The sequence below is a fragment of the Pleomorphochaeta caudata genome, from assembly GCF_055395745.1.
Window position 1 is genome coordinate 416010 of the sequence record NZ_AP042458.1, and the last position, 12641, is coordinate 428650.

At 28.9% G+C, this 12641-nt stretch carries 11 protein-coding genes; 6 read left to right on the top strand and 5 right to left on the bottom strand.

Annotation, left to right across the window (positions count from 1 at the left end; translation table 11 throughout):
- Window positions 1–56: 56 nt before the first annotated feature.
- The 6 genes from ACZ5RS_RS01960 (at window position 57) to ACZ5RS_RS01985 (ending at window position 7277) form a co-directional block, all read left to right on the top strand.
- Window positions 57–1634, top strand: a complete 1578-nt coding sequence (locus ACZ5RS_RS01960) for a phosphohexomutase domain-containing protein (RefSeq protein WP_464637195.1) — start codon at window positions 57–59, stop codon at window positions 1632–1634.
- Window positions 1635–1644: 10 nt separating this feature from the next.
- Entirely contained in the window at window positions 1645–2481 is an 837-nt protein-coding gene (locus ACZ5RS_RS01965) for a hypothetical protein (protein WP_464637196.1), read from the top strand.
- Between the two features lie 38 nt (window positions 2482–2519).
- Entirely contained in the window at window positions 2520–3515 is a 996-nt protein-coding gene (locus ACZ5RS_RS01970) for an extracellular solute-binding protein (RefSeq protein WP_464637197.1), read from the top strand.
- 75 nt (window positions 3516–3590) lie between these two features.
- Window positions 3591–4715 (top strand): ABC transporter ATP-binding protein, encoded by a 1125-nt coding sequence (locus ACZ5RS_RS01975; RefSeq protein ID WP_464637198.1) that lies wholly within the window; start codon window positions 3591–3593, stop codon window positions 4713–4715.
- A gap of 3 nt (window positions 4716–4718) precedes the next feature.
- Window positions 4719–6425, top strand: a complete 1707-nt coding sequence (locus ACZ5RS_RS01980) for an ABC transporter permease (RefSeq protein ID WP_464637199.1) — start codon at window positions 4719–4721, stop codon at window positions 6423–6425.
- A gap of 75 nt (window positions 6426–6500) precedes the next feature.
- A complete protein-coding gene (locus tag ACZ5RS_RS01985) occupies window positions 6501–7277 on the top strand; it encodes a DeoR/GlpR family DNA-binding transcription regulator (protein WP_464637200.1) in 777 nt (258 codons plus the stop codon).
- Here ACZ5RS_RS01985 and ACZ5RS_RS01990 read toward each other — a convergent pair.
- Genes ACZ5RS_RS01990 through ACZ5RS_RS02010 form a run of 5 tightly spaced genes read right to left on the bottom strand, consistent with a single transcriptional unit; the run spans window position 7266 to window position 12489 of the window.
- Window positions 7266–8531 (bottom strand): hypothetical protein, encoded by a 1266-nt coding sequence (locus ACZ5RS_RS01990; protein ID WP_464637201.1) that lies wholly within the window; start codon window positions 8529–8531, stop codon window positions 7266–7268. The two genes, ACZ5RS_RS01985 and ACZ5RS_RS01990, sit on opposite strands and share 12 nt — an antisense overlap.
- A 22-nt stretch (window positions 8532–8553) precedes the next feature.
- Window positions 8554–9855, bottom strand: coding sequence for a TRAP transporter large permease (locus tag ACZ5RS_RS01995; RefSeq protein WP_464637202.1), 1302 nt, complete (start codon window positions 9853–9855; stop codon window positions 8554–8556).
- Entirely contained in the window at window positions 9856–10356 is a 501-nt protein-coding gene (locus ACZ5RS_RS02000) for a TRAP transporter small permease (protein ID WP_464637203.1), read from the bottom strand.
- Between the two features lie 54 nt (window positions 10357–10410).
- On the bottom strand, window positions 10411–11394 hold the full coding sequence (locus tag ACZ5RS_RS02005; RefSeq protein ID WP_464637204.1) for a TRAP transporter substrate-binding protein: 984 nt from the start codon (window positions 11392–11394) through the stop codon (window positions 10411–10413).
- A 9-nt stretch (window positions 11395–11403) separates the two neighbouring features.
- Entirely contained in the window at window positions 11404–12489 is a 1086-nt protein-coding gene (locus ACZ5RS_RS02010) for a substrate-binding domain-containing protein (RefSeq protein ID WP_464637205.1), read from the bottom strand.
- Window positions 12490–12641: the final 152 nt, after the last annotated feature.

Consider the following 12641-nt stretch of genomic DNA (forward strand, 5'->3'; position numbering starts at 1 on the left):
CATTTTCTTTCATCAATGTTATACTGATTTTAAATCACAACAACTAGAGGGTCCCCATGGAAAAAGAATCAGATTTAAATATGACTATGTTTAAAGCATATGATATTAGAACTAAAAGTAAGAAATTAAACATAAACATAATAAAAAGATTAATTAAAGCTATAGGACGCTATTACATAGAAATATTAAAATGTGAATCTGTTGTAATTGCCAGAGATGCTAGATTAGCTGCTCCTGAAATAATGCAAGTTGCAATAGATTATTTCCCATCAATAGGAATTGATGTAATAATAAACCCCGCACAAATTTCAACTTGTCAATTCTACTATAGTTGTATGCAAAATTTAGACTCTGCAGGAATAATGATTACCGCTAGCCATAATCCTGGCGAATATATAGGTCTTAAACTAATGGCACAAAACGTACAAACCTTAGCAACCGATTGTGGACCAGAAGGTGGAATAAGACAAATTAAGCAATATTATATTGAGAATAAAGATTATAAACCTTTAAATAGAAAAGCTGGAATCAAAATAAAAAGATACACTGATGATTTTATTAATTACTCTATGCAATTAGCTAATATTAAAGAAGGCTCTTTAAAAGGAGCAAACATTCTTTGTGACTTTTTAAATGGTGCAGTAGGATCAGAAATTGGTGAAGCCCTACAAAAATGTGGTGCTAATGTAACAATGCGGAATTTAGTTCCTGATGGATATTTCCCTATTGGAGATCCAAACCCTAGCATTCTATCTAGTGTAAAACAAACCTGGGAATATATTAAAACAGGCAATTATGATTTTGGATTCTGCTATGATGGGGATGGAGATAGATTTGATATAATCACAAAAGAAGGAATACAAATTGCTCCAGCTTTTAATATAACAGTCTTACTACCTGAATTAAAAAAAATCTATCAATCAGCTAAGGAACAAAATTATTTTAATGCAGATAATAAATTCTTTAATGTTTATGCTGATGTAAAAGCTAATCCTCTATCTATGAAATTGCAATCTTCATCTGATACAAAGGTTCACATAATAAGAAATGGTCACTCATTTATAAAAGAAGCTTTAAGAAAACATTCTAAAGAACAATATCTAATATCAAGTGAAGAATCAGCACACTATTATCTAAACTGCCCTATAGATTTAAAAGACAGTACTAAAGGTTTTGCAGCTACTGAAAACACTCTATTCTTTTCTCTTTTGACAGCAAAAGTTTGGTTTAATAACCCACAAAAATATTTAGATATTTTAAAGATTCAAGATTCATTATTTAGAATTAGAGAATGGCCTTGTCATTTCTTAGTTGAAGAAAGAATGGAAGAAATTATGGAAAAAGTTGAAAAAACTTTTAAAGAAAAAGGCTTAACTATTATTAAATCAATGGAAGATGGAAATGATTTAGATGCAACACTAATGAGATATAATCTACCAGAAATAATAACCCATGAAACAGATATGGAACAACCTTGGTTTCAAGTAGCACAAAGAATCAGCAGAAGTGAAGAAGGAATGACTAGATGGGAAATCGTTTCTAACAATAAAGATTTAGCGATTAAAGCAAATAATACAGTAAAAGAAATTACAGATTGGTATGTAAAAAATAATTTTGCTGAGTATTGTGAATAGTTGAGGGAATATGATGAAAATATTAGAAGAATTTATTGAATCAAAAACGGGTAATTTAAACACCTGTGAAGATGGACTTTATTATAATGATGATTTTGTTGCAATAATTGATGGTTGTACAAACAAAACAATAGTAGATTATAACGAAACTCCTGGAATTATTGCTAAAAATTTAATTATTGAAGCAATTTCAAAATTACCTAAAGAAATAAAAGCTTATCAAGCTTTCGATGAACTCTCACAAAATATTACATCTTGGTATAAAGAAAACCAATTATTAGAAAAAGTATCTAAAAATCCAGAATTAAGAGTAAGTGCTTGCGCTCTAATATATTCAAAATATTACCATCAATTATGGTTTGTAGGAGATTGTCAGGCTTTAATTAACGATAAAAAACTAATACATTTTCCAACATTAATTGAACATTATACTTCTAATATAAGAGCCTTTTTAATTCAAGCAGAACTACAAAAAGGAAATACAACAAAAGCCTTATTAGAAAATGATATTACTAGAGAAAAATTGATTCCTATTTTATCACAACAAGTTTATTTACAAAATGAATTAGGAATTGGAGCATTTGCATACTCAGTTATAAATGGATTTCCAATCAGAAAAGAAGATATAAAAATAATTCAATTATCTAAAGATCAAACAACAATTTGTCTTTCAAGTGATGGATATCCAAAAATAAAAAAATCCTTAGAAAAAAGCGAGAAATATTTAAAGAAAATCATAAATGAAGATCCTTTATTATTCACAAAGTACAAAGCTACAAAAGGAGTAATGAACAATCAAATATCATTTGATGATAGATCATATATTAAATTCACAGTTAGTGAATAACTGAAAAAAATATTCAATAATTAAAAATGGAGGAGAATATGAAAAAAATTGTTACACTTAGTTTAATCTTAGCATTGCTAGCACCAATGCTATTTGCTAATGGAACTCAAGAGGAAAAATCTCAAGAACCAACAGAATTGATTGTATGGAGTGCTGCAGCAGAGGAAGAAGCACAAGCTTTAGTTGCTGAATTTGAAAGCCAACATCCAGAAATTAATGTTTCTGTTATTAGAGCAGGTTCTGGAGAATTATTAACCAGATTAAATGCTGAACAACCAAAACCACAAGGTGATATAATCCTTGCTATTGCTAAAGAATCATTCGATACAGCTTATGATTTCTTTAGACCATATAAAACAGCTAATCATGATAACATTGCTGCAACAGTACGTGATAACAAAGATGTTCCAAGATATTATGGATACTCAATGCCACTACAAGCTTTAATGATCAATACAGAAAAATTAGCTAAAGAAGATTATCCTAAAACTTGGAAAGATTTAGCTGACGAAAAGTATAAAGGAAAAATTGTTATTGCAAACCCAGCTCTATCAGGTTCTGCTTATGCACAAGTTTATATGATGTATAAACTATATGGTACAGAATTCTTAGAAAAATTAGCTAAAAATGCTACTTTCACTACTTCATCAACTATCGGTCCTGAATCAGTAGCAAGAGGTGAATATGCAATTACAGCAACAGGTGAAAATAACATTGCAAAATACATGGAAAAAGATGATCCTGTAACTTATGTTTATCCAGAAGAAGGTACTGGTGCTAGATTTGATGCTTCAGGTATTATTAATAATGGACCTAACCCAAAAGCAGCTGAAATGTTCATGGATTTCTTAACTAGTGAAGATGCTTATAAGATTATCTTAAACACAAGAAACAGAAGAGTTGTTGTTCCAACCCTACCTGGTCCAAAATTCTTACCAGCTTTAAGTGAAATTAAACTATTTGAATATGACGCAGTCGAAGCTGCAGAAATTCGTACTGATTTAACTGATAAATTCAGTGAAATGATAATGTAATTATTATTTATTATCTTTATTGGAATCTGTATAAATTAATACAGATTCCAAAATTACCTATTTGGAGTTATTTATATGAGTTTAGACTTAACATACCTCAATGTTAATAAGATTTTTGACAAAGATTCAAAAAATCCAGTACATGCTTTATCTGATGTAAGTTTTACTATTAAAGCTGGAGAGTTATTCTGTTTATTAGGTCCTTCGGGATGCGGTAAAACTACTTTATTAAGAAGCACTGCAGGTTTGGAAGACATAACAAGCGGAAAAATTATGTATGGCGATAAAGATATTTCTTCAATTCCCCCATTTAGAAGAAATATTGGAATGGTTTTCCAAAGCTTTGCACTTTATCCACATATGTCTATTTTTGAAAATGTAGCATATGGCTTAAGGATTAGAAAACTTCCTGAAGATGTAATAAAAGAAAAAGTTACTAAAGTAATGGAACTTGTTGGGCTACAAGAAGAATTAAAAAGAAATCCAAGCCCAACTGGTCTATCGGGTGGGCAACAACAAAGAGTTGCAATTGCAAGAGCTCTAGTTTATGATCCAGATATTTTATTATTAGATGAACCCTTAGCAAACTTAGATGCAAAATTAAGAAGATACATGCGCGCAGAAATACGCAGAATTCAAAAAGCAACAAACATTACTACAATATTTGTTACTCATGACCAAGAAGAAGCTATGGCTGTTGGGGATAGATTAGCCGTTTTGAAAAAAGGTGTTGTAAAACAAATTGGTACAAGTGATGAACTATATAATAAACCAAAAAGTGCATTTGTTGCTAACTTTATTGGTAAAATGAATTTCTTAAATTGTACAATTGAAAAAGTTAATGACGATAAATCTTGTTCTATTTCAATCAATGATACTAATATAAAATATGAAATTATCAGTGAAAAGAATCATATTGAAAATGTAAATAAAAAAGATAAGGCATTAATCGGAGCAAGACCTGAACAACTAATTATTACTAAAGAAGCTCAAGAAGAAGCAATTAAAGGTAAAGTATTAATAATTCAACATCTAGGACAATTTATTAGATATGAAGTTCAAGTTGATTCAAAAATATCTGAAAACAATTTTGAAATTGATATGCCAAAATTAGTTGAAGAGGTTAAAGAACAAGACACTGTTTTTGTCACTCTAAAGAAAGACTTAACTTCCCTTTATAGCAATACGGAGGTTAACTAGAATATGAAAAAGAGCTCAAAAATTAGTGGATTAAAAGAAAAAGATATTACTCCATATCTAGTTTTTTTAGTTCCAATGTTATTTTTGTGCATTTTCCTTTTCTGGCCCTTAGTAACTACTTTATTAAGAGCATTTATGAAAACAGGAAATGCCTTCTCCTTTGATAACTTAAGCTTAAGTGGCTTTGAGAAGTTTTTTACTTCAAAGTTATACCAAAAGAGTTTGAAAAATTCATTTATCGTAGGAATTTCAGTAACTTTATTAACTATATTAATAGGGGTTCCTATGGGATACTTTGTTGCGAGAGTTAAAATACCTGGCAAAAAACTAATGCTATCCTTGGGAATTTTACCAATAATTATGCCTTCCTTTGTTGGGGCTTTTTCTTGGGTTATTTTATTAGGAAATGAAGGTATTGTTAGACATATTATAAATTTCATTCTTTCTCCATTTGGCATTGAAGCACCAAGTATTTATGGGCTAGCCGGTATGATTTTCTGTATGACAATGACATATTATCCTTTTGTATTTATGCTTAGTCATGGAGCTTTCTCATCAGCTAATGCATTATTAGAAGATTCTGCAATGCTAATGGGTGCATCAAAATGGCATATTTTAAAAACTATTACTTTCCCATTAATACTACCTTCTCTTGGAGCAGCTGCATTATTAGTATTCATTAGATCTATTGATAACTTTGGTATACCAGCTATTATCGGTGGAGAAGAATATGTTTTACCAACTTTGATATACTTTAGAGTAAATGGGTTCTGGGATTTAAATGGAGCTGCATCAATTGCTGTTGTTAATGTTATGATTACAGGCTTTGTTCTTTGGTTCCAAAAATATGTTGTAAACAAACGACAATATGAAACAATATCAGCAACTCATGTTGAGATTAAAATGCATGATAATCCTACATTAAGAGTTATTGCTTTTATCTATTGTTTTATAATTCTACTTGTATCCTTAGCTCCTCAATTATGTATTATTGTAATGTCATTCTTTGAAAAATGGTCCGGACTTTTACCTCAGGGATTTACACTAGCAAATTATATAAATATTCCAAGAAAATCGAGCACAGAATTATTTAATACATTCTACTTATCTATTTTAGCTACAGTTTTATGTGCAATACTGGGAAGTTTAGTAGCATACATTACTGAAAGAAACAAACCAAAAGGCTCTGCAATTTTAGATATGGCAGTTATGGCTCCTTTTATACTTCCGGGAACTGTTGTAGCTGTTGCTCTCTTATCAGCATTTAGTGGCAATCATATAATCAGCATTGGCGGAACTTTCACAATATTAATTATAAGTTACATGGTAAGAAGAACACCTTACGTATATAGATCTGTTGCAGCATCTCTTACTCAGTTAAACCCTTCTTTAGAAGAGGCTTCAACAATAATGGGTGCAAACTGGTTTAGAACTTTTAGAAAAGTAAGTGTTCCTTTAATAATGCCTGGAATTATAAGTGGATCAATTCTTACATTTTCAACATTACTTCAAGAATTAAGTACCACAATATTATTATATGGTTCAAAAACTCGAACAGTTCCAATTCAAATTTATGGAGCAGTTGCTGATGGCGATTTAGGACAAGCTAGTGCTTTATCTGTTATCTTATTGGTTGCTGTATTCATAATTGTTTATGCAACAAATAAAAGTCAGGGAAATGATTTGTCATCCGGCTTCAAAATGGGTTAACTATTTTTTAAATTTATTATTTAATTATTATAGGTAGAACACACGTTCTACCTATAAACTCAAATTGGAGAGAAGATGCATATTTCAAATTCATATTTAAGAAAACAAAAGATTATTTCTGAATTAATTAATAACAGAAGTATAGAAGTAAATGATTTAGCACAAAAACTTGAAGTAACCCCAGCTACAATAAGAAATGATTTAACAAACTTAGAAAAAAGAGGTTTAATAATTAGAACTCATGGCGGGGCGGTTCTCTCTGAAGATGAAACACTTGCAAGAAATTTTTCAAATACAATACATGAGCATACCAAAGAAAAAGAAGAAATTGCAAAAGAAGCAGCATCCTTAGTAAAGGATGGTGATACCATCATAATTGATGCTGGTTCGACAAATGCATTTTTAGCTAAATATTTACAAAATAAAAATATTACGGTACTAACCAATAGCCTTCCTGTGGTACATGCACTAATGAATTATACAAATATTGAGATAATTATGATTGGTGGAGTTATTAGAAGAGCAAGCCAATCCTCTATTGGTAACTTTGGAAAAGCTATCCTAGAATCTTTTAATGTAGATATATATTTTATGGGTGCAACAAACTTTGATATTCAAAAAGGAATATCTAACTCTAATATAGTTGAAGGTCAAACAAAACAATTAATGCTTGAAGCCTCTCAAAAAGTTTGTTTTATTGCAGATAGTTCTAAAGGCAATAAATCTTCAATGTTTAAGATTTGTAACTGGAATAACATTGATATCTTTATAACAGATAATTTATCTCAGGATGAAAAAAATATCTTATTAACAAAAAATCCTGAAATAAAAATTACTGCTTTAGATAATTGAATCAAAAATCTTTATGAAATCAAAAGAAGGAATACTTGTATGATACCCCATATCTATATCTGGGGTTGCTGGTATTTTATCTATGATTTGCCCAGTGCTATCAACATTTTGAATTGGAACAAAAGTGTCTAAATCTTTTAAATAAATTTCATTTATACAAGCTAATTGAGCTTCAATTTTTTCTAGAATCTTTACATCTTTATTTAAATAATAAATTTCACTAAACATTCTTAAAGCTTCAAAACTACTCCACCAAGGGCAACAGTTATTAACAATATTATTATCAATAAGATTAACTTTTAAATTTATTGTATTATTTAGATTTCTTCCAACACTAAAATGAGACAATCCCATCTTAATTAAAGTATCAATACAAGAATCTATATTAATAGAATTGTTAACTAAAATTTCTTTATTAATTCTAATAAATTGTAAAGCTAATCCAATTATTTCTATACAATGACCTGGATTATTTATTAACTGTGTATCATTAGCAATTGGCTTATTATACAAATCTATATAATCAATTATAAAACACTTATCCCTTAATTCCATTGAAAATAAGCTTATTATATTTCTAATTGAGTAATATCCAAATAATAAATCATTTATATTTTTTGAATTATCATAAAGAATCTGACTAGCACCTAAAGCTAACATACTTCCTTCAATACCCACTCTATCTTCAAAATAATTAATTGTATCACCATTATCAAAACTAATTTGATCGTTTATTAAACTACCATTTATTGAAACTTCAATTATATTTCTTAGCTTATTTTTCAAAATATCATAATCATCAACAAATTCTCTAATACTTGCATAACTTAAAAGACCTCTAATAACAAACATATCTGATATTGTTGGATAGTTAAAAGTATTATATTTTGATCCATTAATATCAAAAACAAATTTTATAGTTTTCTTATTATTAATATAATCGGCATCTTTCACAATAGAGATTAAATTACTATATAAACTATCACCAAATTCAATTAGCAAAATTTTATCTATTTTTGTATATTCTATATTTTTTATGTATTCGCTTATGGTTTCTAAAGCTCTACCTTGAATCCAAGAATAAATTTTTTCTTTAGCACACCAAATATTTTTATAATAGATATCTTCTAAAGATGATGGATTGATTTTCATATCAACCCATCCATCTAATCTGTTTTCTATAAATGATCTTTGAATAGAAAGATTCATAACATCATTAATAGTTTTTTTTATAATTTTGTCATATTTTTTCATAAGTTTTTTCTTTCTATAATTTTTAAACTGTTGAAATTAAAGATGGTAACCAAAGTGATATAGCTGGTATAAAGGTAATCAGCAACAACATAAAGATCATAGATAGATAAAATGGTAAGAAATCTTTTATTACAGATTCTACAGGAACTTTACCTATTGAACACCCTAAGAAAAGAGATGTACCAACTGGTGGAGTACATAAACCAACACCTAAACTTAGAACTAAAATAATTCCAAATTGATATGGATCATAACCGATGCCTGTAGCAACAGGAAATAAAATTGGTGTTAATAATAAAATTAAAATCCCCATATCCATAAAACAGCCTAAAACTAATAATAGTAAAATAATTAACAACATTAAAATACTACTATTATCTGTTATAGATAATAAAACCATAGTCAATCTTTGTGGTACTTTTAAATATGATAAAACATAACTAAAAGCACTTGAGGTTGCGATAATTGCCATTACTGTTGATAAAGCAGGTAATGTTTTTATTACACCTTTTATAAACAATTTGAAACTCATATTTTTATAAATAAATGTAGTAACAAAAAGTGCATAAACAGCAGCAATACCAGCGGCTTCAGTTGCAGAGAAAATACCTCCAACAATACCACCAATTACTACAACAATTGCTCCTAATCCAATTAATGCTTGAGCAACAACTCTTAGACTTTCTTTTGCACCTAATTTTGGACTTACTGGATAATTTCTTTTCTTTGCTATAACAACAGTCGGGATTAATAAAGAAATACCAAGTAAAATTCCAGGGACATATCCTGCAACAAATAATTTACTAATTGATAAACCACTAGCGGCAGCTACTACATAGAAAATCATATTTTGACTTGGAGGAATTATAACCCCTTGTACAGAAGAAGTTACTGTAACAGCAACTGCATATCCAGAATCATATCCTTCATCTTTCATAGCAGGAATAATCATAGATCCAATTGAAGCAACATCAGCTGAAGAAGAACCAGAAATACCACCGAATAACATACTTACCAATATATTAACTATAGCTGTTCCACCTCTAACACGTCCTACAATAATCTTACAAAAGTTCATCAACCTATCAGTAATTTGACCATCACTCATTATTTGCGCCATCATAATAAAAAATGGAACGGCCATAAAAACAAAACTTGATAAACCAACACTCATTTTTTGAAATAAATTAAAAAATGGGATTTGTAAATATATTGCAGTAACTAATGCAGAAACACCTAAAGAAAAAGCAATCGGCATACTTAAAAGCATTAATAAAATTAATGATCCAAAAAGGATAATCATAGCTACATATTCAGGACTCATTTACTCATTCTCCTCTCTAGATTCTATTTTTGTATTAGTTATTACAGAAGCTAAATTGATTAAACTAAAAACTAACATTATAAATCCACCAATCATCATTGGGGCAAACTGAAATCCTTGTGATATATGAGAAGCCGGTAATTTTTTTCTCATAGAAATTGCTAATAATTGCTTGCCATAAACAACCATATAAAAAAAGAAAGCAGACAATAAAAAATGTTTAAAAATATTTAAAATTTTCTTTCCCTTTTTATTTAAATGATTATAAATTCCTGTTAAAGAAATATGAGAATCATAAAAAATATCAATTGACATGCAGAAAAAGCCAAACCAAACCAAAAGCACTAGTATTATTTCTTCTGACCAAGCAAAAGGAGCATTAAAAACATATCTCATTAAAACTTGCATAAAATTAATTGCTAACATAATAGTTAGAGAAATTACACAAAACCATTTTTCAATATTAACTAGTTTTTCTAAATAAAACCTAATTTTTTTCATGTTATACCTTTTATAAATTGCCAATATGATAACATATTGGCAATTATTATCTGATTATTGTAAATCTTTAATTTCTTGAAGAATATCACTGTATTGTGGATACATATCATAAATTTCAGATACTGCAGCTTGGAATTCTGTTGTATCTACTTCATAAATTGTACATCCACTATCAATTGCTGCTTGTTTAGAAACATCTTGATAATCATTCATTGCTTTTCTTTGCCAAATTGAAGCTTCTTCAGCTGCGTCTTTTACTGCTTGTTGTTGTTCTGCATTCATTTTATTCCAAGCATTTTTGCTACATAAAACAATTGCAGGAGGAGCCATATGAGCATCTACTGAATAGTTTTTAGCTACTTCATAATGACCTGAAGTATAATATGATACATAGTCATTTTCAGCACCATCTACAACACCAGTTTGAAGACCTTGGAATACTTCACCATAAGCCATTGGAGTTGCTTTTGCACCTAATAATTCAACCATTTTCATTGCAACTTCATTTTGTTGAACTCTAATTTTTAATCCAGCCATATCAGCAACAGATTTAATTGGAGTATCAGTGGTATAGAAACATCTAGAACCTGCTTCCCAATATCTTAAACCAATCATGTTATATTTTTCTAAAGCTTTAATAACATCTTGACCTGGTTTACCATCTAATACTTTATATTTATGAGTTTGATTAATAAATACATATGGTAATGTAAATACACCAACTTCATCAGCAGTGGATGCTAAAGCAGAAGTATTAACTCTTGCAAAATCTAATGTTCCAGCTTCGATTTGAGCTATAGTTGAAACTTCATCACCTAATTGAGCATCAGTATAAACTTCAATTTCTACACTTCCATTAGTTTTTTCTTTTACTAAATCAGCAAACATCATCATACCTTCAGAAATTGGATTCTTTGCAGGTTGGTTTTCTGCCAATTTAAACTTTAAAACTTTTTCACCACTACTTTCTTGTGTCCCACTTGCAAACGCAAAAGATCCGATTAAACAAACGATAAGTACCACCATTAACTTTTTCATTTTTCACTCCTAATTAGAACAATCGTCTTTATAACGACATTCATAAAATTTTAAATTACTTCTTAATACAACCATTGTCTGAATTGTTTTATAATCTTTGTTTGTTTTATTTTTTTTAACTAAGAAATCAACTAACGCTTTAATTGAATAATACCCTCTTTCAAAAGGTTCTTTATTTACGATAGCAGTTAATACCCCATCTTTTAGCATTTGCCTATTAATAGGAATTAAATCACTTCCTATCAATTTAATTTTGCCAACTAAGTTTTTATTAATGACAGCATTGCATAAATCAATTGTATTTGTTTCTCTAATCGAATACATTGCAACCACATCATCGTTAGCATCTAATATTTTTTCTATTTCTTTTTGTGTATCTTTTGTGGGATCATTAAAAACATCTATATATTCAAAATTATTATTTTCTTTATTTAAATATTCTTTAAATCCTTCTAAGTTTTCTAAATGAACTCTAGAATCTTTCTCACCAGCAGCAACAACAATTTTTCCAGTATTTAAATTCATAATATCAATCAATTCCCCAGCTAATTGCCCAGTTACAAAACTTTTAGAAGCAACATAACACAATCGATTTAATGTTGGAAAATCGTTATCTAATAACACAACAGAAGAACCTTTAATTATTAATTTTTCTATTGCATATTTCATTTTTTCTGAAGTAGTAATGGGAAGAACAACAATACCATCAAAGATTACATCATCGTTAAAAATTTCATCTAAAACATCTAATTCGTTTTGTTCTGCATTTTTATTAATGTCATACAAGAAAAAAGAAACATTAAAATTTAAATTTGAAAATTCTTTTATACTTTTTTTACAGCCTCTTATAACATGCTCATAATAATCTTCTTTATTTCTAGAAGTTGCACTAACAAAAGCAATGTTTAAAGTTTTTCTCTTCAAGGATGAGGCAGCATAGTTAACTTCATAACCCATTTCTTTAACAGCTTTTAAAATTTCTTCACGAGCTTTTTTACTAACGCCCTCTTTTCCATGGACAGCTCTATGCACAGAAATTAATGAGTATCCAGTTTCCAAAGATACATCTTTAAGTGTAACAGTTTTATTTTTCATCCCAAATCCTTGTAAAAAAAATTAAACGCTAACGTTAACGTTTACTATTACTAGTATGAATCATAAAAATTTATTTGTCAAGAGTTTTTATTTCCTTATCATATAAGAAATTAGTACTTGACAAAATTTCTTTTTAGGTAAATTATATGTCC

Coding starts and splice junctions, on each gene's coding strand:
- ACZ5RS_RS01960 (WP_464637195.1), top strand. CDS start 57: ATGGAAAAAGAATCAGATTTAAATATGACTATGTTTAAAGCATATGAT.
- ACZ5RS_RS01965 (WP_464637196.1), top strand. CDS start 1,645: ATGATGAAAATATTAGAAGAATTTATTGAATCAAAAACGGGTAATTTA.
- ACZ5RS_RS01970 (WP_464637197.1), top strand. CDS start 2,520: ATGAAAAAAATTGTTACACTTAGTTTAATCTTAGCATTGCTAGCACCA.
- ACZ5RS_RS01975 (WP_464637198.1), top strand. CDS start 3,591: ATGAGTTTAGACTTAACATACCTCAATGTTAATAAGATTTTTGACAAA.
- ACZ5RS_RS01980 (WP_464637199.1), top strand. CDS start 4,719: ATGAAAAAGAGCTCAAAAATTAGTGGATTAAAAGAAAAAGATATTACT.
- ACZ5RS_RS01985 (WP_464637200.1), top strand. CDS start 6,501: ATGCATATTTCAAATTCATATTTAAGAAAACAAAAGATTATTTCTGAA.
- ACZ5RS_RS01990 (WP_464637201.1), bottom strand. CDS start 8,531: ATGAAAAAATATGACAAAATTATAAAAAAAACTATTAATGATGTTATG.
- ACZ5RS_RS01995 (WP_464637202.1), bottom strand. CDS start 9,855: ATGAGTCCTGAATATGTAGCTATGATTATCCTTTTTGGATCATTAATT.
- ACZ5RS_RS02000 (WP_464637203.1), bottom strand. CDS start 10,356: ATGAAAAAAATTAGGTTTTATTTAGAAAAACTAGTTAATATTGAAAAA.
- ACZ5RS_RS02005 (WP_464637204.1), bottom strand. CDS start 11,394: ATGAAAAAGTTAATGGTGGTACTTATCGTTTGTTTAATCGGATCTTTT.
- ACZ5RS_RS02010 (WP_464637205.1), bottom strand. CDS start 12,489: ATGAAAAATAAAACTGTTACACTTAAAGATGTATCTTTGGAAACTGGA.